The sequence below is a fragment of the Pseudomonas marginalis genome (assembly GCF_008692035.1).
In the GTDB taxonomy this organism is placed as follows: Bacteria; Pseudomonadota; Gammaproteobacteria; order Pseudomonadales; family Pseudomonadaceae; genus Aquipseudomonas; species Aquipseudomonas marginalis.
In genome coordinates this window covers 77,294-98,350 of sequence record NZ_VTFG01000001.1, presented here as the reverse complement: position 1 = coordinate 98,350, position 21,057 = coordinate 77,294, and the positions used below count along the sequence as shown (strand labels likewise).

Annotated in this window: 15 protein-coding genes; 7 read left to right on the top strand and 8 right to left on the bottom strand. The window is 61.8% G+C overall.

Annotation, left to right across the window (positions count from 1 at the left end; all coding sequences use genetic code 11):
• Positions 1–74 precede the first annotated feature (74 nt).
• Entirely contained in the window at positions 75–2,063 is a 1,989-nt protein-coding gene (locus FX984_RS00410; protein ID WP_027606385.1) for an alpha-1,4-glucan--maltose-1-phosphate maltosyltransferase, read from the bottom strand.
• Between the two features lie 204 nt (positions 2,064–2,267).
• Here FX984_RS00410 and FX984_RS32355 point away from each other — a divergent pair, with 204 nt between their 5' ends.
• Positions 2,268–2,426, top strand: coding sequence for a hypothetical protein (locus FX984_RS32355; RefSeq protein WP_166655319.1), 159 nt, complete (start codon positions 2,268–2,270; stop codon positions 2,424–2,426).
• A 209-nt stretch (positions 2,427–2,635) separates the two neighbouring features.
• Positions 2,636–3,328, top strand: coding sequence for a hypothetical protein (locus tag FX984_RS00405; RefSeq protein ID WP_141543038.1), 693 nt, complete (start codon positions 2,636–2,638; stop codon positions 3,326–3,328).
• On the opposite strand, the gene FX984_RS00400 is transcribed toward FX984_RS00405, so the two are convergent.
• Positions 3,329–3,826, bottom strand: a complete 498-nt coding sequence (locus FX984_RS00400) for an MgtC/SapB family protein (RefSeq protein ID WP_027606387.1) — start codon at positions 3,824–3,826, stop codon at positions 3,329–3,331.
• A 118-nt stretch (positions 3,827–3,944) separates the two neighbouring features.
• Between FX984_RS00400 and FX984_RS00395 the strand changes: the two genes are divergently transcribed.
• The 3 genes from FX984_RS00395 to mapR all read left to right on the top strand — a co-directional run bounded on the left by FX984_RS00395 (position 3,945) and on the right by mapR (position 7,264).
• Positions 3,945–4,184, top strand: a complete 240-nt coding sequence (locus tag FX984_RS00395) for a DUF3203 family protein (protein ID WP_027606388.1) — start codon at positions 3,945–3,947, stop codon at positions 4,182–4,184.
• A gap of 184 nt (positions 4,185–4,368) precedes the next feature.
• Positions 4,369–5,778: a cytochrome c oxidase accessory protein CcoG gene (gene ccoG, locus FX984_RS00390; protein ID WP_092357859.1), complete on the top strand. Its 1,410-nt coding sequence runs from the start codon at positions 4,369–4,371 to the stop codon at positions 5,776–5,778.
• A gap of 76 nt (positions 5,779–5,854) precedes the next feature.
• A complete protein-coding gene (gene mapR / locus FX984_RS00385) occupies positions 5,855–7,264 on the top strand; it encodes a GntR family transcriptional regulator MpaR (RefSeq protein WP_146477962.1) in 1,410 nt (469 codons plus the stop codon).
• A gap of 122 nt (positions 7,265–7,386) precedes the next feature.
• Here the strand turns inward: mapR and FX984_RS00380 are convergent, their stop codons facing one another.
• Together FX984_RS00380 and FX984_RS00375 are read right to left on the bottom strand one after the other, a co-directional pair.
• Positions 7,387–8,133, bottom strand: a complete 747-nt coding sequence (locus FX984_RS00380; protein WP_146477960.1) for an SDR family oxidoreductase — start codon at positions 8,131–8,133, stop codon at positions 7,387–7,389.
• Positions 8,134–8,187: 54 nt separating this feature from the next.
• Positions 8,188–10,284, bottom strand: a complete 2,097-nt coding sequence (locus FX984_RS00375; RefSeq protein WP_098479669.1) for a putative bifunctional diguanylate cyclase/phosphodiesterase — start codon at positions 10,282–10,284, stop codon at positions 8,188–8,190.
• Between the two features lie 252 nt (positions 10,285–10,536).
• Between FX984_RS00375 and ssp4 the strand changes: the two genes are divergently transcribed.
• On the top strand, positions 10,537–11,460 hold the full coding sequence (gene ssp4, locus FX984_RS00370) for an Ssp4 family T6SS effector (protein WP_146477958.1): 924 nt from the start codon (positions 10,537–10,539) through the stop codon (positions 11,458–11,460).
• Positions 11,453–11,920 carry a hypothetical protein gene (locus FX984_RS00365; RefSeq protein ID WP_098479671.1) on the top strand — a complete coding sequence of 156 codons (468 nt, stop codon included), beginning with the start codon at positions 11,453–11,455 and terminating at the stop codon, positions 11,918–11,920. The genes ssp4 and FX984_RS00365 overlap by 8 nt, the downstream gene beginning before the upstream one ends.
• A gap of 7 nt (positions 11,921–11,927) precedes the next feature.
• On the opposite strand, the gene FX984_RS00360 is transcribed toward FX984_RS00365, so the two are convergent.
• Genes FX984_RS00360 through FX984_RS00345 form a run of 4 tightly spaced genes read right to left on the bottom strand, consistent with a single transcriptional unit; the run spans position 11,928 to position 20,894 of the window.
• Positions 11,928–13,397: an efflux transporter outer membrane subunit gene (locus tag FX984_RS00360; RefSeq protein ID WP_146477956.1), complete on the bottom strand. Its 1,470-nt coding sequence runs from the start codon at positions 13,395–13,397 to the stop codon at positions 11,928–11,930.
• On the bottom strand, positions 13,394–16,501 hold the full coding sequence (locus FX984_RS00355; RefSeq protein WP_027606394.1) for an efflux RND transporter permease subunit: 3,108 nt from the start codon (positions 16,499–16,501) through the stop codon (positions 13,394–13,396). The genes FX984_RS00360 and FX984_RS00355 overlap by 4 nt, the downstream gene beginning before the upstream one ends.
• Positions 16,498–19,599 carry an MdtB/MuxB family multidrug efflux RND transporter permease subunit gene (locus FX984_RS00350; protein WP_146477954.1) on the bottom strand — a complete coding sequence of 1,034 codons (3,102 nt, stop codon included), beginning with the start codon at positions 19,597–19,599 and terminating at the stop codon, positions 16,498–16,500. The genes FX984_RS00355 and FX984_RS00350 overlap by 4 nt, the downstream gene beginning before the upstream one ends.
• Entirely contained in the window at positions 19,596–20,894 is a 1,299-nt protein-coding gene (locus FX984_RS00345; RefSeq protein ID WP_027606396.1) for an MdtA/MuxA family multidrug efflux RND transporter periplasmic adaptor subunit, read from the bottom strand. The genes FX984_RS00350 and FX984_RS00345 overlap by 4 nt, the downstream gene beginning before the upstream one ends.
• Positions 20,895–21,057: the final 163 nt, after the last annotated feature.

Here is a 21,057-nt window from a genome sequence, read left to right as displayed (position 1 = left end):
AAAAATCGTGCAGACTGAACCGGGTCAATGTGGGAGGGGGCAAGCCCCCTCCCACATGTTGATCTTCACCAGGCTCAGGAGGTGCTGATGCGCCAGATCCCGAACGGCATCTGCGGCTCCAGCCGCGTCCACTGGGTCTTGCCATACCAGGTCCAGCGATGGCCGTTCATCAGGTCTTCACCCTGGGTGTGCGCATCGTCCGGCAGGCCCAATTCCCACAACGGCAACTCGAAGTGGGCCTCCTGGGCATTGAACGGATCGAGGTTGACCGCTACGAGAATGAAGTTGCTGCCATCCTCGCTGCGCTTGCCGAAGTACAGGATATTGTCGTTCCAGGCGTTGTAGAGCTTCAGCCCCAGGTGGGTCTGCAAGGCCGGGTTTTGGCGGCGGATGCGGTTGAGCTGGGCGATCTCGGCGATGATATTGCCGGGTGCGGTGAAGTCCCGAGGACGAATCTCGTATTTCTCCGAGTCCAGGTATTCCTCTTTGCCCGGCACCGGTGCCGCTTCACACAGCTCAAACCCCGAATACATGCCCCACAGGCCCGAACCCATGGTGGCCAGCGCGGCGCGGATCAAAAAGCCCGGACGCCCGGATTCATGCAGGAAACCTGGGTTGATATCCGGTGTGTTGACGAAAAAATTCGGCCGGTAGCATTCGCGCCACGGCGACTCGTTCAATTGCGCCAGGTATTCGGCCAGTTCGGCCTTGGTATTGCGCCAAGTGAAGTAGGTATAGCTCTGGGAGTAACCGACCTTGCCCAGGCGCGCCATCATCGCCGGGGTGGTGAAGGCTTCGGCGAGGAAGATCACCTCGGGATACTTTGCCCGTACATCGGCGATCAGCCACTGCCAAAAGGGCAGCGGCTTGGTGTGGGGATTGTCGACGCGAAAGGTCTTCACGCCTTCTTCCACCCAGCCCACCACGATGTCACGCAGCTCGGTCCACAGGCCCGGGATCGCATCCGCGGCATAGAAGTCGACGTTGACGATGTCCTGGTACTTCTTCGGCGGGTTCTCGGCATATTTGATCGTGCCGTCCGGGCGCCAGTTGAACCAGCCCGGGTGCTCTTTGAGCCACGGGTGGTCCTGGGAGCACTGGATGGCGAAATCCAGGGCGATCTCCAGGCCATGCTCGGCGGCGGCCTTGACCAGGCGCCGGAAGTCATCACGGCTGCCCAACTGCGGGTGGATGGCCTCGTGGCCGCCCTCCTCGCTGCCGATGGCATAGGGGCTGCCCGGATCGTCGGGGCCTGCGGTCAGGGAATTGTTCTTGCCTTTGCGGTGGCTGCGCCCGATCGGGTGGATCGGCGGGAAGTACAGCACGTCGAACCCCATGTCATGGATCATCGACAAGCGCGAGTGCACGTCGTTGAAGGTACCGTGGCGGGCCGGATCGTCGGTGATCGAACGGGGAAACAGCTCGTACCAACTGGCAAACTGCGCCGCCTCGCGCTCCACATCAATCGGGTAGACGGTGCTGATGCTCAAGTAGGCGCGGTGGTCGGCCTGGGTCATCAGGTGTGCACTGTCTTCGTGCAAAAACAGCGCGACCTGCTCGGTTTCCAGCAAACCGGAGAGTTCGTGGTGCAACAGCATCAGGCGGTCGCGTAGTTCGTTGTCGCTGCGCTCCGCGGCCTGCAGCACCAGGCTGCGGCCTTCCTGCAACTCCAGGCTGACCGGCACGCCGGCTTCATGTTTTTTGCGCAGTTCATAGCAGAAGCTGGCGAAGGTATCGATCCAGGCCTCGATGCAGTATTCGTGAGGGCCCTGGACGGTGACGGTAAACGCCCCTTCCCAGCCATTGTTGCCCACGTCGTTCATGACCACGCTGTGCCAGCTTTCGTCATGCAGCGGGCGCCAACGGATCAATACGGCCAGCTTGTCGTGGCCATCGGCGAATACCTTGCTGGTGACGTTGACCCGCTGGCCCACCACGGCCTTCACGGCAAATTCGCCGCCGTCGATCACGGGTGAAGTGCTTTCAATCGCGATCCTGGGCAGCAACAGCGCCTGGGACAGCGGCAATATGGAGTCTTCTGGAGCCAGTGTTTCAGCAGTCATCGAGCATCTTCCCCTTACGCCCTGTGGACGCTCTTTGCTTGATCCGAATTCCGATACGGCAGCGCTCTCCCTGAGCAGGGCCGCTATAGGTCCGAGCCTGGGCCAAGGTTAAAAGTTCAGCTGGATGTTCCGCCATTGGGCGGGGAATCAATTGGCCCCGGTGGATGTCCACCGCTAGAGCAAAGCACAAAGGAGGCCACACCGATGAATATCCCGATCCCGGCTGAAACCCCGGACCCGAATATCGACAACCCGACCCTGCCGCCTACAGAACCGCAACCCATTCCCGAGAAGGAACCGCCGGAAAATGAACCGCCCCCCGTGGAAGAACCGCCGACGACCATGCCACCGGTAATTGTCTGAAAGACTCGATGAGGCTTGAGGTTCGCTCGACAAAAAAAGCTGTCCCCCCGCGAGCGGACCACAAACAAAACAGAAGCTTCCTGCACAATCTGGAAACTACGGCTGAAAGAACGTTACTCCATTGGTTTTTATACTCACCTCGCGTAAACGCTTCGTCCGATATCCAGGGACGTAGCGTTACGACAATTCATCTGATCGCGAGGATACTTATGTCAATCATCTCCCCCCAGCACACTTCGCCTCTTTCTCAACTTCCTCAACCAGACCGCGCCCCACAACCGTCGTCTTACCCGGCAAGTGCATCCACCCCCCTGGCACCCTCACTGGACGCAACACAGGCGCACAGCAGCCTGAACGACGTTAACGCCTTACTGACCCCCACCAACCTCAATCGGATCATGCGCAACCCCCACTCTAAGGAATCCCGTGAAATTATTGATCTGACCCGTTCGACATTGAGCCCAGCCAATCTCCGCTCAATGTTGCAGGGCGCTAACGCTCAAGCTAACGCACAAGTCCTTGAAACCATCGGGCATAAACTCGGAAAAGACCAACTTGCCCCAAGCCTGAGCTCGGCCAAGAACGCGGTAACAAAGCACCAGATAAATCTATTGGAACTGCAGGCCCTGAATAATTTGACAAGATTAATTGACGCCGATGGAAGCGATGGTGTGCTGAACACCCTCCTCGCAAACGACATCGCCCTGGACAACCTCCAGCAAAAGTTTTCCAACATTGACTCAACAGCCAAGTCCTTCTCTGATCTCGGCGGCTTGTTGACGAAGAATAACCTCGACGCCCTACGTTCGCCCTCAGGCATTGGTCACGCCTCCCGGGGACCTGACACCGCCAATCCCAACGCGGGTAATTCGTCCACTCAAGTAGCGAAGATTTCCTTTTAATCAGGGCTCCTTTTCCAATGATTTGACAATCCTGGGCATCACGCTGAACACCGCCAATGCCAACAGCGTACTCAACACCGCCGTCGACTCGCGGCCCATTCCCGCCGCCACCCCAATGGCGGCGGTCATCCATAACCCGGCAGCGGTGGTCAGGCCTTTGACGTGCTGGCCCTCTTCGTCTTCCTTGCCCTTGAGGATCGTCCCTGCGCCGAGGAAACCAATCCCCGCGATCACCCCCTGGACCACACGACTCATGGCATCCGCCTGATTGCCAGACATCTGCGGTACCAGCACAAACAATGCGGCGCCCATTGCCACCAGCATATGGGTGCGCACACCGGCAGCCTTGCCCTTGTGCTCGCGCTCAAACCCGAGGATGCCGCCCAACAGCGCTGCGATCAGCAGGCGAACAGTGATTTGAGTGAGCTGTTTCGCGTCGCCAAGGTCGGCGAATTCGGCCTGCAGGGTTTGCCACACTTCGTGCCACCAGGCGTCCATGGATGCTGTCCTTTATTTATGGATAAAGGATGGACAGCGGCGACCGCCAGTCAGTTGCCTTGAACCCACACACCTTGCTGCCCCCTAACCTTCATACCCCATGAAAAAGGAGACCGGCATGCCCCTGCGTATCGAAAACCAACTGTGCTACTTCATGCTCGATGACAATGGCCAGGAACAGAGCGTGCCGGCGACCCGCGTCCATATCGTTACCGACACCGACAAATCCATGTCGTACGTGGAACTGGCGGCCGAGCGGATCTATATCACCGAGGCCGAGGCCGACGCCCTGACGGTGGCAGGTGCCCATGATGGGCGCCAACATGTAAAGGCTGAAGAACCTGGTTCGCTGATTTAATTGATCTGTATCAGCACGCGCCAGATCTGCCTGCACCTCACGCGCCATGGGGTGCAGCACATTGACGCAGGCCCCTGGCCAAAGCCCATCTGATCCGCTTTTTATCGCCATACCTGAGTCTGTTACGCAAACAGACCGGCGCGCATAGTTCATCGGCCTGATGGAGGCTGATGAGCGAACGACCATGAGCGAACGAATCCCAACCGTGGAAACCTTTGAGCCGATGCACCCAAAGAAGGTGAAGGCCAAATCCAGCGATAACCTGATCCATACCCGCAGTTTCACCGGCCTGTTCCGCACCTTGCGCGTGGTTGGCGCGGGCTTTCTGTTCCTGGCGTTCTTCGGCACGGTGTGGCTGAACTGGGGTGGGCGGCAAGCCGTGCTGTGGGACTTGGCCGAAAGCAAATTCCATATTTTCGGCGCCACCTTTTGGCCCCAGGATTTCATCCTGTTATCGGCTTTGCTGATCATCTGTGCCTTCGGCCTGTTTGCGATTACGGTGTTCGCCGGCCGCGTGTGGTGTGGCTACACCTGTCCGCAAAGCTCGTTTACCTGGCTGTTCATGTGGTGCGAAAAGGTCACCGAGGGCGAGCGCAACCAGCGTATCAAGCTGCAAGCGGCGCCCTGGAGCCTGAACAAACTCGCGCGACGCTCGGCCAAACACACGTTGTGGCTGGGCATCAGCGTGCTCACCGGGCTGACCTTTGTCGGCTACTTCACGCCGATCCGCCCCCTGGCCGCCGAACTGCTGACCTGGCAAATGGGCGGCGTGAGTCTGTTCTGGGTGCTGTTTTTTACCGCAGCCACCTACATCAACGCCGGCTGGCTGCGTGAAGCGGTGTGCATGCACATGTGTCCGTATGCGCGGTTCCAGAGCGTGATGTTCGATAAAGACACCCTGACCATTTCCTACGATAGCGCCCGTGGCGAACATCGCGGCCCGCGTAAACGCGAGGTCACGCCGGCCGCTGTCGGCCTGGGCGACTGTATTGACTGCCAGCTGTGCGTGCAGGTCTGCCCCACCGGCATCGACATCCGCGACGGCCTGCAAATGGAATGCATCGGCTGTGCGGCGTGCATCGACGCCTGCGATTCGATCATGGACAAGATGGGCTATGCGCGGGGCTTGGTGAGCTACACCTCCGAGCATCAACTGCAAGGCGGCAAGACCCACCTGCTCAGGCCGCGCCTGATCGGCTACAGTGCGGTGCTGCTGGTGATGATTGCGGCGTTGGTGGTGGCACTGCTGGAGCGGCCGATGGTATCGCTGGACGTGACCAAGGACCGTGGCATGTTCCGCGAGAACGCCCAGGGCCAGATCGAAAACATCTACAGCCTCAAGGTCATCAACAAGACACAGCAGCGCCAGGAATATCGGGTGGAGCTGCTGGATGCGCAGGGTTTCCAACTGCAAGGCAAGACCGAGATCAGCCTGGCACCGGGGGAAATCGTCGATGTGCCGGTGTCGGTGGCGTTGCTGGCCGACAAGCCGGCGAGCAGCTCGCAGACAGTGCGCTTCAAGGTTTCGGATGTGGACGAGCCGTGGATCTACAGCGCCGCCGACAGTCGCTTTGTGGCACCACTGAACCGCTGAGACCTCGCTGTCGAAAATGATGCAGATCAAATGTGAGAGGGGCTGCACTCATATTATTTATTTGTTTAAGGCCAACATGAAACGCTACGAAAAATTCGCCGACGACATCGCAGAACTGATCCGCTCCGGCGTGCTCGGCCCCGGCCAGCGTGTGCCGTCGGTGCGCTATGCCAGCCAGACCTATGGCGTCAGCCCGTCCACGGTGTTCCAGGCCTACTACCTGTTGGAGCGTCGCGGGCTGATCCGGGCACGGCCGCGCTCCGGCTATTTCGTCAACACCCATGCACCCAGCCCGTTCTCCGAACCGGTGGTGAGCGAGCAGGTGCATGAGTCCACCGAAGTCGATGTCAGCGAACTGGTGTTCTCGGTACTCGATTCGATCAAAGACCCCAACACCGTGCCCTTCGGCTCGGCCTTCCCCAGCCCCATGCTGTTCCCGCTGCCGCGCCTGGCCCGCTCCCTGGCCAGCGCCAGCCGCGAGATGGACCCGCGCCTGGTGGTCACCGACATGTCGCCGGGCAACCCGCAACTGCGTCGGCAGATTGCCCTGCGCTATATGGTCGGCGGCCTGATGCTGCCCATGGAGGAGCTGCTGATCACCAACGGCGCCCTGGAAGCGTTGAACCTGTGCCTGCAGGCGGTCACCGAACCGGGCGACCTGGTGGCGATCGAGGCCCCGGCGTTCTACGCCTGCCTGCAAGTGCTGGAACGCCTGAAGCTCAAGGCGGTGGAAATCCCCGTGCACCCGCGCAACGGCATCGACCTGGGTGCCCTGGCGCAAACCCTGGAGCGCTACCCGATCAAGGCCTGCTGGACCATGACCAGCTTCCAGAACCCCATGGGCGCGACATTGCCGGAAGCAAAGAAGCAGGCGCTGGTCGAGTTATTGCGCAGCCATCAGGTGCCGTTGATCGAGGACGACGTGTACGCCGAGTTGTACTACGGGCAGCAGGCACCCAAGCCGGCCAAGGCCTTCGACACCGAAGGCCTGGTGATGCACTGCGGCTCCTTCGCCAAGAGCCTGGCGCCGGGCTATCGCGTCGGCTGGGTGGCGGCCGGGCGCTACGCCCAGAAGGTCGAGCGCTTGAAGCTGATGACCTCGCTGTGCCCCTCGATGCCGGCGCAAGCGGCGATTGCCGACTACCTGCAACACGGCGGCTATGACCGGCATTTACGCAAACTGCGTTATGCCCTGGAAGAACAGCAAAGCGCCATGCTGGCGGCGATCGCCCGCTACTTCCCGGCGCAGACACGGGTGAGCCAGCCGGCCGGCGGGTATTTCCTGTGGTTGGAATTGCCGGAGCAGACCGATTCGTTGAAGTTGTTCCAGATGGCCCTGGCGCAAGGCATCAGCATTGCGCCGGGGCCGATCTTTTCGGCGACCCAGCGCTTTCGCAACTGTATTCGCCTGAACTACGGCAGCCCGTGGACCGAGACCTCGGAGAAGGCGATGGAGACGTTGGGGCGGATTGTGCGGTCGTTTTGAGTGATGGCGTTGCGCTTTCTGACGCCATCGGGGGCAAGCCCCCTCCCACATTTTGGGCTGTGAATACGCTCAGTGTGGGAGGGGGCTTACCCCCGATGGCGCCGGTGCAGGCACTGCATGAGCTAGCGACCGCCACCCAAATCCAGAAAAGTCCCCGTGGCATACGAAGCCTTGTCCGACAGCAGCCAGATAATCGCTTCCGCCACTTCATCCGGCCGCCCGCCACGGGCCATGGGAATACCGGATTCGAGCTTGCTGACCCGGTCCGGGTCGCCGCTCAGGGCATGGAAGTCGGTGAAGATGTAGCCGGGGCGCACCGCATTGACGCGGATGCCCTCGCCCGCCACTTCTTTGGACAGGCCCAGGGTGAAGGTGTCGAGTGCGCCCTTGGATGCGGCGTAGTCGACGTATTCACCCGGCGAACCCAGGCGTGCGGCCACCGACGACACGTTGACGATACTGCCTCCCTGCCCGCCATGCTTGGGCGACATCCGCAGCACCGCGTGTTTGGCGCACAGGATCGGACCGAGCACATTGGTCTTGAGAATGTTCAGGATGCGGAACTCGGACATCTCATCCACCCGCGACTTGTGGCCCACGGTGCCGGCATTGTTCACCAACGCGGTGACCCGGCCCAGTTCGGCGTCCACACGATGAAACAGCGCAATCACTTCATCTTCGATACTGACATCCGCGCGCACCGCAATCGCCTGGGCACCGAGGCCGCGAACCTGCTCGAGCACGCTGTGGGCGGCTTTTTCATCGGAGCGATAGTTGATGCAGAGGCGATAGCCCTCGCGGGCAGCCAGCAATGCCGTCTCGGCGCCGATACCACGGCTTCCCCCGGTGATGATGAGGACTTTGTCCATGCGTGCGGTCTCCTGATCCAACCTGGTGTTTAGGGTTGGATCCGATACTAACCGTCACGCACGGCTTTTGTCAGGCGCCGCTGCGTCTTCACCGCGCTGGATATGGTCCATGAAACCGTCCGCCGGCAACGGGTGGCCGAGCAGGTAGCCTTGCAGGGAGTTGCACCCCAACCGTGTGAGAAAACTCTGCTGCACATCGGTTTCCACACCTTCGGCGACGATTCGCAGCCCCAGCGCCTGGCCCAAGGCAACAATGGCAGACACGATGGCGGCGTCGTCGCTGTCATGCTCCAGGTCACGCACAAAACCACGGTCGATCTTCAACTCGTTGGCCGGCAGGCGCTTGAGATACATCAGGCTGGAGTAGCCCGTGCCGAAATCATCGATGGACAGGTCCACGCCCATGTCCGACAGCTGCTGCAACACCGTCATGCTCGCATCGGCATCGCTCATCGCGGTGGTTTCGGTGATTTCCAGGGTCAGGCTGTTGGCCGGCAACCGGTGCCGCGCCAGGGCGCCGGCCACGCTGTTGACCAGCCCGGCGTGGCAAAACTGCAACGCCGACAAGTTCACCGCAATGCGCCAGTGCTCATAACCCTGGGCGTACCACAGGCTCATTTGGCGACAGGCTTCATTGAGCACCCATTCGCCGATGGGGATGATCAGGCCGGTTTTTTCCGCCAGTTCGATAAAGGTCGCCGGCAACAACAAGCCTTGTTGCGGATGCTCCCAGCGCACCAGCGCTTCGGCGCCCACCGGGATCCCACTGATCGCATCAAACTTGGGCTGGTAATACAGCCGGAACTGCTCGTGCTCAAGGGCATTGCGCAGGTCTTGCAGCAGCTGCAATTGCTTGCGCGCATTGGTGTTCATCGACACATCAAAGAAGCTGTAGCCGTTCTTGCCCATGCCCTTGGCATGGTACATGGCGGCGTCGGCGTTCATCAGCAGTTCCTGGGGGGTGTTGCCATTGCCCGGGAACATGGCGATGCCGACGCTGGCGGAAATCTTCAGCTCATGCTCGGCCACCTGGAACGCGCGGTTGATCAGCACCACCTGGCGTTCGGCAAGGCCGAGGGCATCGTCGGGCTGGGTCAACTGCACCAGCAATACAAACTCATCGCCGCCGATGCGCGCCAGGGTGTCGTGACTGCGCAGGTCTTCGCGCAGGCGCAGGCCGACTTCGCGCAACAACTGGTCGCCCATGTGATGGCCAAAAGCATCGTTGACCGGCTTGAAGCCATCCAGGTCGATGAACATCAGGGCAAAGCAACCGCCCTGCTCCTTTACCGCCTCGATGGCCTGTTGAATACGATCGGCCAGCAAGGTGCGATTGGGCAGGCCGGTGAGCATATCGTGCAGGGCCAGGTGGGTCAGTTCCTGGTTGGCTTGGGTCAGTGAGTCGGCGAGCACCGCAGTGCGGGCTTCCAGGCGCGCGTCGAGCAACGACGTCAGCAACGCGATGGCCAGTACCGCCAGGGTCGTCACCAACACCAGGTTATCCAGGCCCTTGCCACTCAAACCGTCCAGCACAGCGGCGCAGTAGCTTTCATCGGCAAAGCGTGCGGCCGCCATGCCGGTGTAATGCATGCCGACGATTGCAAAGCCCATCACCACCGCCGCACCACCACGGGCCAGGCGTACGTAAGGCGTGTTGCGGCGCAGGTTGAACGCAATCAACAGCGCGGCGCCGGACGCCACCACCGCGATCAGCAACGATAGGCCAAATAGCGTGGGGTCATAGTCGATGCCCGGCGTCATGCGCATCGCGGCCATGCCGGTGTAGTGCATGGTGGCAATACCGCTGCCCATGACCAGCGCGCCAAACGCCAGTTGCCAGGCAGGCAAACGCGCTTGGCTGACCAGCCATAATGCAAAGCCGCAGGACAATACCGCGATCAACAACGACAGCGCGGTGATACCGATATCAAAGCCCAAGGCAAACGGCAGGCGCAACGCCAGCATGCCGATAAAGTGCATGGACCAGACGCCTACCCCCATCGCCATGGCCCCGCCGGCTATCCATAAATACACAGCGCGCCCCTTGGCGGTCGCGATGCGGCCGGTAAGGTCCAGGGCGGTGTAGGAAGCGAGGATCGCGACAAACAGCGAGATCGCGACCAGCGAAGGGGAATAGCTACCGATAAGCATGGGACTTCTCGTGGGCAACGGACCCGAAACGCCCGTGCCAAGTGGCAAAGCGGGCGATTGTAGCGAGAATAATTCTTGGACAGTTGATTAATTATCAGAGGGCCATTAGTGGCAATTTGACGTCAATTCACCGACTCAAAAGCATCAGATAACTGGCAGGCATGATCCTACAAAACATAGCGAACGGCCTGACATAAAAACCGGGAACTATTCCCCAGGCTCTTTCACCTCTATCGACTCACCGGTGAAAGGATGCCAAGCGATTTCCTGCGTAGCGGTGTGCCGGATGCACACTCCACCACCCGTCAACGACTCATGAGTCTGTTGGACCTGCCCGAACTCTATCGAACCATCGACGCCGACCCCGGCATCGTTGGTGCTGGAGTGGTGCATATCGGCAGCGACTATCAGGTAACAGTGTTACGCGAGTTTGTGCCGCTGTGCAGTATCAAGCCCAAACGGGTGATTTTGCGCGAGGCGGCCGGGCCTATTAAGACTGCCGACGAATATGCAGAACTGGCGGCAAGTTCCCCGCGTGAATCACAGCTATGGAAGGAGGCATCGGGGATGGCGATTTCCTGCGGCGGAGCTGTGATTAGCTACATCGTGGCGAAAACGGGTATTGCGGCAGCGCCATTTACCCTAGGTGCGAGCCTAGTATTGACCTACATCGCTTTTGTCGGGACAGCGGCCAGTGGGGCACAGTGTTTGAACAGTTTATGGAGGACCCGAAACGAGTTAATCAATCCCGCCCAGAATGATCACTACGACACGTTAAGGTGGTATCAGGCAACGACGCTTGCCTTAGACGGCATCTCACTTGTGGGAGCAGGCTCCAGCAGCTTCGCAGCGGTCAAATCAGTGTTGGCCATACGGCGTTCGACGGGGCGCCACATGACGGACATCCTGCGGGCCATGAGCCGTCAGGAACGGGCAGCGTTAACGGACGAAATCCTGCGGCTTAAAAATCCCCGCCACCCATTCGAAATCGTCCGGCTGAAACAACTGGCCGGGGAGTTACCCAAACGGTATAGCAATCCACAATTACGCCAGGACATCCTCACTCAAATCAAAGATCAAATCGGAGCGACCCTATCGGTTACTGGCAGCGCGCTGTCAGGGAATATCAGCCACATGATTATTGCCCTGTATGAGGAGTTCGACAGCCATGACTGATGACACCGACCCTCTGCGCGAGTACCGGATATGGCGCCGTTACGCCTATCGATTCTTGCCGTCGTTCGGCGGTGCTCTATTGCTTAGTCTCAACAATATCGCCGCCAACATGTCACTTAGCCTGGCGTACTACGCAGAAAGCCATCACTTGCCCAATGAATATGCTTTTGCGACCGGCATGACGCTTTGCCTAGTTTTTAACACTGGGCAAATAATGCTATGCCAAGGGTTTCGTTATGCGGCCCGAGTACTCATGCTCGTGGCAATCGTGAATATTCTATTGGCGACCGGTTATCTCGCCAGTCACCCACCTACGCTGCTCAACCTATCCACGCTCATCTCGGCCTTGATCTATGTCCTGGTCCTCAACTCAAAAAACCACCGCCGCTACACCGGCATGTTGCGGGTCAAGCGTCGGCGCAAGCTCAGGGCCCTCAGCCAGGTCAAGGCCCCCACTTGACGCGTAATCAATCCTTCTCGGCAATCGGCGTCTGCCCATCCCAGCCACCGCCCAGCGCGGCGATCAGTTGCACGCTGGCCACCAGGCGGCTCTGCAACAGGGTCAACACGGTGCGCTCGTTGCTCAGCGCCGTGGCCTGGACCGTCACCACATCCAGATAGGCAATCAGCCCGGCCTTGTACTGGTTCTGGGTCAAGCGCAGCGATTCTCGGGCGGCCTCGAGGGCTTCGTTGCTGACCACCGCCTCGTCTTCCAGCACCTTGAGCTGGACCATGTAGTTTTCCACTTCACGGAAGCCGTCGAGCACGGTCTGGCGGTACTTGGCCACGGTTTCGTCGTAGGACGCCACGCTGCGGTCGACTTCCGCCGAGCGCTGGCCGCCGTCGAACAGGGTCATGGCCAGTTTCGGCCCTACCGACCAGAAGCGGTTCGGCAGGCTGATCCAGTCGGCATAGGTGCTGCTGGAATAGCCGCCGGCCAGGCTCAGCGTCAGGTCCGGGTAATAGGCGGCCTTGGCCACGCCGATATTGGCGTTGGCGGCGATCACCGAGCGTTCGGCCGAGGCGATGTCCGGGCGCCGTTCAAGCAATTGCGACGGCAGGCTGACCGGAATCTGCGGCAGGGCCGGGATGTCCTTGCTCACCGCCAGGTTGAAGTTGGCCGGTGCCTCGCCGATCAACACGGCGATGGCGTTTTCCAGTTGGGCGCGTTGCCAGATCAGGTCGATCAGGCTGGCCTGGGTGGTCTTGAGCTGGGTTTGCGCCTGGGCCACCGCGTCCTTGCCGGAGACACCGGCGCGGTACTGGTTTTCGGTCATTTGCAGGGAGCGCTGGTAGGTGTCCAGGGTGGCTTGCAGCAGGCGGGTCTGCTCGTCCATGACCCGCAGTTGCAGGTAGCTTTGCACCAGTTCCGACTGTTGGCTCAGGCGCATCGCGGCCAAGTCTGCCGAGCTGGCTTCGGCGCTGGCCTCGTTGGCCTCCAGGCCACGGCGCAATTTGCCCCAGATATCGGCTTCCCAGCTCACGCCGAGCTGCGCGTTGAGGGTGTCACGGATCCCGCTGCTGGAACTGCTGAGGCTGGCGCTGCTGCTGCCGGTGCCCTGGCTGGCGCGGGTTTTACCCGCGCTCAGGTCGACGCTGGGGTAAAACGCCCCGCGTGAGCTGCGCACCAGGGCCTGGGCCTGGCGAAAACGCGCTTCGGCCTGGGCCACGGTCTGGTTGGAATTATTCAGGCGCAGCACCAGGTCGTTGAGTTGGCGATCGCCGTACAGCTCCCACCAGGCGCCACGGGCCAGGGAATCACTCGGCGCGGCCTGGCGCCAGCCCTGGGCCTCCTTGAACTGCGCGGGTTCAGTGACTTCCGGGCGATGGTAATCGGGGCCGACGGCGCAAGCGCTGAGCAGTGCGCCGCAAAGCACCAGGCTCGCAACACGGGAACCCCGGGTCATGGCCAATTTGGCAAAGGTTGAATCGGTCATAGCGCAGTGTCCAGGGCAGCATCGGTACGCACGCCGCGCCAGGCATTGAAGCGGTGGCGCGCGCGGTCGAGATAGAGGTAAACCACCGGGGTGGTGTAGAGGGTCAGGACCTGGCTGAAAATCAGGCCGCCAATGATGGTCAGGCCCAGGGGATGGCGCATTTCCGCGCCATCGCCGGTGCCCAGCAGCAACGGCAAGGCGCCGAGGATGGCCGCCAGGGTGGTCATCAGGATCGGCCGCAGACGCAACAGGCAGGCGCTGCGAATCGATTCCAGCGGGCCCAGGCCATCGTTGCGTTCCAGCTGCAACGCCAGGTCGATCATCAGGATCGCGTTCTTCTTCACCACCCCGATCAACAGGAACAGGCCGAGCAGGGAAATCAGGCTGAACTCCCCTCCCGTCAGGTAGATGGCAAGCATCGCGCCGACGCCGGCCGACGGCAGGGTCGAGAGGATCGTCAGCGGATGAATGTAGCTCTCATACAGAATGCCCAGCACCAGGTACACCGCCACCAGCGCGCCGAGGATCATGAACGGCTGGCCCTTCTGCGTGGCCGCAAAGGCATCGGCGGTGCCGGCCATCTTGGCGATCACATCTTCCGGCAGGCCGACCTTGGCAATCGCCCGCTCGATGGCCGCCGTGCCCTGCTCCACCGTGACCCCGGGGGCCATGTCGAAGGCGATGTTTTCCGAGGCGAACTGGCCTTCGTGGCTGACGCGGTCGTCCGCCAGGCTGTTCTCGTAATGGGCAATGGTCGACAACGGCACCCGCGCGCCGCTGGAGGTGATCACCTGCATCTGGTTGAGGGTGATCGGGTCCTGGGCATATTTGGGGTTGACCTCCATCACCACCTGGTACTGGTTGAGGCTGTCGTAGATGGTGGAAATCTGCCGCTGGCTGTAGGCGTTGTTGAGCACCGCAGTGACCATGTCCATGTCGATGCCCAGGCGCTTGGCCTGGTCACGGTCGACAATCAGCGTGACCTGGGCCGCGCCCCGGCCTTCGCGGGCGTCGATGGCGGTCAGTTCCGGCAGCTCACGCAGCGCCGCGACCACTTTCGGGTACCACAGGCGCAGCGCGGCCAGGTCGCCGCTTTGCAGGATGTAGGAATACTGCGCGCTGGTCTGGTCACGGCTGCCGCCGAATTGCAGGTCCTGGTCGGCCATCAGGAACAGGCGCCCGCCCGGCACCAGCGGCACATCCTTGCGCAGCCGCTCGATCACCGCCTGGGCGGACACCTTGCGTTCGCTGATGGGCTTGAGGCGGACCAGCATCACCGCGTTGTTGGTACCGTTGTTGCCGCCGATAAAGCCGGCCACGCTGAGCACCGCCGGGTCGTTGAGCACCGCCTTGCGGAAGATTTCCATCTTCGGCTGCATGACGCTGAACGACAGGCCGTCGTCCCCGCGCACAAAGCCGATCAATTGGCCGGTGTCCTGTTGCGGCATAAAGGTCTTCGGGACCACCACGTACAGCGCCACGTTCACGCCAATGGTCAGCAGCAGGCTGAGCAAGGTCAGGCGGCGATGGCGCAGCACCCAGTCCAGGCTGGTGGCGTAGCCGGCCACCATGCGGTCGTTGATCTTCTGGCTCCAGCGCTGCAGGCCGGTCATCTGCCCTTTCACGTGGGGCTTGAGCCAACGGGCGCAGAGCATCGGCGTCAACGTCAGCGACACGATCAGCGACACGATGATCGCCGCCGACAAGGTGATGGAAAACTCGCGGAACAGGTTGGTGACGATCCCGCCCATGAACAGGATCGAGAGGAACACCGCCACCAGCGATACGTTCATCGACAGCAAGGTAAAACCGACTTCCTCGGCGCCCAGGTAAGCGGCCTTCATCGGCGGCACGCCCGCGTCGATATGCCGGGAAATGTTCTCCAGCACCACGATGGCATCGTCCACCACCAGGCCGGTGGCCAGGATCAGCGCCATCAGCGAGAAGTTGTTCAGTGAGAACCCGTACAGGTACATGATCGCGAACGTGCCCACCAGCGACACCGGCACCGCCAGGGTTGGAATCAGCGAGGCACGGAAGTTGCCGAGGAACAGGTACACCACCAGGATCACCAGCCCCACCGCAATCAGCAGGGTCATCTCGGCTTCATGCAGGGTCGCGGTGATCACCGGCGAGCGGTCCATGGCCAGGCTGAGCTTGACGCTGGACGGCAGCACCGCCTGCAACGCCGGCAGTTGCGCCTTGATCTGCCTGACGGTCTCGATGATGTTGGCGCCGGACTGGCGGTTGATCACCAGCAGCACCGCCGAATCATTGTTGAAGAAGCCACTGTTGTAGCGGTCTTCCACGCCGTCGCTGATCTTCGCCACATCCTTGAGTCGCAGGGCGGCGCCGTCCTGGTAGCGAATCAGCAGCGGCTCGTAGTCCTTGGCCTTTTCCAGCTGGTCGTTGGCCTGGATCTGCCAGTTGCGCTCACTGTCTTCCAGGGAGCCCTTGGGCCGACGCTGGTTGGCAGCGGCGATGGTGTTGCGCACGTCGTCCAGGGCCACGCCGTACTGGTCGAGGGCCTTGGGCTCCAGCTCGATGCGCACCGCCGGCAGGGAGCTGCCGCCGATCTGCACCTCGCCCACGCCCGGCACCTGGGACAGGCTTTGGGAGAGGATGGTCGAGGCCAGGTCGTACAACTGGCCCTTCTGCAACACGTCCGAGGTCAGCGACAGCACCATGATCGGTGCCTGGGACGGGTTGATCTTCTTGTAGGTGGGCATGCTGCGCATGCCGCTGGGCAGCAGGTTGCGCGAGGCGTTGATCGCCGCCTGCACTTCCCGCGCGGCACCGTTGATATCACGGTCGGAGTCGAACGCCAGGATCACCCGGGTGGAGCCCTGGCTCGACGAGCTGCTCATGGTGGTGATGCCGGCAATCGCGCCGAAGGAACGCTCCAGCGGCGTGGCCACCGTGGAGGCCATCACCTCGGGGCTGGCGCCGGGCAGGCTGGCCGAGACCACGATCACCGGGAAATCGATCTGTGGCAGCGGCGACACCGGCAGCAGGTTGAAGCTGACCCCGCCCAGCAACATGATCGCCAGGCTCAGCAGCAGGGTCGCTACCGGCCGGCGAATGAAAGGTCCGGACAGGTTCATGACTCAACCGGCTCCAGGCTTTGCGGCTCTTTGCGCCAGCGGCGGCCGAGGCGATCGAAATACAGGTAGATCACCGGCGTGGTGAACAGCGTCAACACCTGGCTCACCAGCAGGCCGCCGACCATCACCAGGCCCAGGGGCTGGCGCAGTTCGGCACCGGAGCCGGTGGCGAGCATCAACGGCACTGCACCGAACAGGGCGGCCAGGGTAGTCATCAGGATCGGCCGGAAGCGCAGCAGCGCCGCCTGGTAGATCGCGGTCTGCGGGTCCAGGCCCTGGTTGCGTTCGGCGTCGAGGGCGAAGTCGATCATCATGATCGCGTTCTTCTTGACGATACCGATCAGCAGGATGATGCCGATGATCGCGATCATGCCCAGGTCGTTGCCACTGAGCAGCAAGGCCAGCAAGGCCCCCACCGCGGCCGAGGGCAAGGTCGAGAGAATGGTGATCGGGTGGATATAGCTCTCGTAGAGCACACCCAGCACGATGTACATGGTGACCACCGCCGCCAGGATCAGCAGCAAGGTGCTCGACAGCGACGCTTCGAACGCCTGGGCCGCGCCCTGGAACTGGGTCTGCACGCCCACCGGCATGCCGATGTCCTTCTGCGCCTGGTTGATCAGCTCCACGCCTTTGCCCAGGGCAACGCCGGGGGCCAGGTTGAACGACATCATCACCGCCGGGAACTGGCCGATGTGCGCAATCGCCAACTGCGCCTGGCGCTGTTCCACATGGGCCAGGCTGGACAGGCGCACCTGGCCGCCGTCGGTGGTCTTCACATGGATCTGGTTCAGCGCCGCCGGGCCCAGGGTTTCCCCCGACTGGGCCTGCAAGACCACGCGGTACTGGCTGGCCTGGGTGTAGATGGTGGAAATCTGCCGCTGGCCGAACGCGTCATACAGGGCATCGGTGATGGTCGACACACTCACCCCGAGGCGCGAAGCCGCATCGCGGTCGATCACCAGGTACACCTGCAGGCCCTTGTCCTGCAGGTCGCTGGCGACGTCGGTGAGTTCCGGCATCTGGCTCAGTGCGTGCACCAGCTTGCCGCTCCACAGGGCCAGCAGGTCGGCGTCCGGCGAGGACATGCTGAACTGGTACTGGGTGCGGCTCACACGGTCTTCGATGGTCAGGTCCTGCACCGGCTGCATGAACAGGCGGATACCCACCAGCTTGTCGATTAGCGGTTGCAGGCGCGTGATCACCTGGGCCGCGCTCAAGTCGCGCTGGCCGTGGGGCTTGAGGTTGATCAGCAAGCGGCCGCTGTTGAGGGTGGCGTTATCGCCATCCACGCCGATATAGGACGACAGGCTTTCCACCGCCGGGTCGGTGAGGATGATCTGCGCCAGTTCCTGCTGGCGCTGGCTCATGGCAGCAAAGGAAATCGACTGCGGCGCCTCGGAGATCCCCTGGATCACCCCGGTGTCCTGCACCGGGAAGAAGCCCTTGGGCACCACCAGGTACAGCACCACGGTCAGGCCCAGGGTCGCGATGGCCACCAGCAGGGTCAGCGGCTGGTGCCTGAGCACCCATTGCAACTTGCGCCCGTAGGCTTCGATCAGCCAGTCGATCCAGGCGCCGCTGGCCTTGTAGAACCGGCTCTGTTCTTCTTCCTTGGGTTCGCGCTTGAGCAAACGCGCGCACATCATCGGCGTGAGCGTCAGGGACACCACCAGGGAAATCAGGATCGCCACCGCCAGGGTGATGGCAAATTCGCGGAACAGCCGTCCCACCACGTCAGCCATGAACAGCAGCGGGATCAATACGGCGATCAGTGACAGGGTCAGGGAAATCAGGGTGAAGCCGATTTGCCTGGCGCCCTTGAGCGCAGCAGCCAGCGGCGTCTCGCCTTCCTCGATATAGCGGGAAATGTTCTCCAGCATCACGATGGCATCGTCCACCACGAAACCGGTGGCAATGGTCAGGGCCATCAGCGTCAGGTTATTGATGGAGAACCCGGCCAGGTACATCACCCCGAAGGTGCCCACCAGCGACAGCGGCACGGCAATCGACGGAATGATCGTGGCGCTGACCCGCCGCAGGAACAGGAACGTCACCATCACCACCAGGGCGATGGCGATCAGCAATTCGTGCTGCACATCGGTGACCGAGGCGCGGATGGTCTGGGTGCGATCGGTCAGCACCGTCACGTCGAGGCCGGCCGGCAGGTTGTCGGTGATGCTCGGCAGCAGCGCCTTGATGCGGTCGACCACCTCGATCACGTTGGCGCCCGGCTGGCGCTGGATATTGAGGAGTACGGCCTGGTTTTCATTGGCCCAGGCGGCAAGGCGTTCGTTTTCGGCTCCGTCGACGATCTGCGCCACATCCTTGAGGCGCAAAGGCGCGCCATTGTTGTAGGCCAGGATCAGCTCGGCGTATTGCTGGGGCGACACCAACTGGTCGTTGGCATCGAGCATCGACACCCGCGTGGGGCCGTCGAAGTTACCCTTGGGCTGGTTGACGTTGGACGCGGCGATCAGGGTGCGCACATCGGAGAGGTTCAAGCCGTTGGCCGCCAGGGCTTCGGGGTTGACCTTGATGCGCACGGCCTGGCGCTGGCCACCGGCGATGCTGACCATGCCGACGCCGCTGATCTGGGCGATTTTCTGCGCCATGCGTGTGTCGACCAGGTCATTGAGCTTGGGCAGCAGCATGGTCTTGGAGGTGATGGCCAGGGTCAGCACCGGGGTATCCGCGGGGTTGACCTTGTTGTACACCGGCGGCGCCGGCAAATCCTTGGGCAGCAGGTTGGTGGCGGCGTTGATCGCGGCCTGCACCTGTTGCTCGGCGACATCCATATTGATGTCGAGGTTGAAACGCAGGGTCAGCACCGAGGCGCCGCCGGAACTGGTGGACGCCATCTGGGTCAGGCCGGGCATCTGCCCGAACTGGCGCTCAAGGGGCGCGGTGACCGCGCTGGTCATCACATCGGGGCTGGCACCGGGGTACAGGGTCATCACCCGGATGGTCGGGTAATCCACCTGGGGCAGCGCCGAGACCGGCAACAAGCGGTAGGAAATAATGCCGGCCAAAACAATCGCCAGCATGCTCAGCGTGGTGGCGACCGGGCGAAGGATAAACAGCCGCGACAGGTTCATGAACCGACCTTTTGCGCCTTGCCGGCGGTGGTGCCGGTCTCCCCTTTAGCCGCCGGCTTGCCTTGCAGGTGTTCGGTGGGCGTCGTCGGCACTTCGCTGCTGTCGTTGACCACTTCGATCTCGCTGCCGTCCTTGAGGCGGTCGGTGCCTTCCAGCACCACACGGTCGCCGGCGACCAGGCCTTCCTTGATCACAGTGTTGTCGCCATCGGTGTCACCCACCACCAGCGGCTGGACCTTGACCTTCTTGTCGCCATCGAGCTTGTAGACAAAGGTACCGGTGTTGCCGAACTGAATCGCGGCGGACGGCGCCAGCACCACGTTGTGCAAGGTATCGGCGAGCAAATGCACGTTGACGAACTGGTTGGGGAACAGCGCCTGGTCCTTGTTATCGAAACGCGCCTTGAATTTCAGGGTGCCGGTGGTGACGTCGATCTGGTTGTCCAGGCTTTGCAGCACACCAGTGGCCTGGCGCTTGACGTCGCCACGGTCCCAGGCTTCCACGGGCAGCTTGTTGCCGGCGTGATAACGGGCGAGCACGGTTTCCAGGGTGTTTTCCGGCAGGGTGAAGGCCACGCTGATCGGTTGGGTCTGGGTGATCACCGCAAGGAAGGTGGTGTCGTTGGCCGCCACCAGGTTGCCCACATCGACCTGGCGCAAGCCGACGCGACCACTGATAGGCGCGCGGATCTTGGTGAACTCGAGGTTGAGCTTGGCGTCGTCCACCGCGCCCTGGTTGGTCTTGACCGTGCCCTGGTATTGCAGGACCAGCGCTTCGGCGGTGTCCAGGGTCTGCTTGGCGATACTGTCCTGGGCGTACAGGTCGCGATAACGCTGCACGTCGACCTGGGCGTTTTTCAACTGGGCCTGGTTCTGCATCAGCGTGCCCTGGGCCTGGAGCAAGGCATTCTGGTAGCTGCGCGGGTCGATCTCGGCCAGCAGGTCGCCGGCCTTGACCATCTGCCCTTCTTCAAAGGCGATCTTGACCAGCTCGCCACCCACCCGGCTGCGCACATTGATGGTATTGAGCGCGGTGACCGTGCCCAAGGCCTTGTAGTACACCGGGAACTCCCCCAGCACCGCCGGCGCTACACGCACCGGCACCGGGCCGGTGGACCCGCCGAACCCCGGGCGCGCCATGCCGGTTTTACCGGTATGCCCGGCCGGTGCGTCTTTGTGGGCGGCGCCGCCTGGCCAGAATTTCCAGCACAGGCCGGCGATAACCAGCAGCACGAGCAGGCCGAACAGCCAGCGGCGGGAGTTGCGGGGGGAGGATTGCATGGAGTGATCAACCATTGGGCGCGAGAGCTTCTTCTTCGGGAGGCTGAAAGATAAGCACTGGAGCGCGTTAAGAAAAGCGCCTTTACCGGCTATTTACCTTGGGCTTACAACTTTTAACTTCTGCGGCTTAGTCTGCGGGCTATTTCGCTAAACGTCTGAGCCACAAATGAAAACGGCC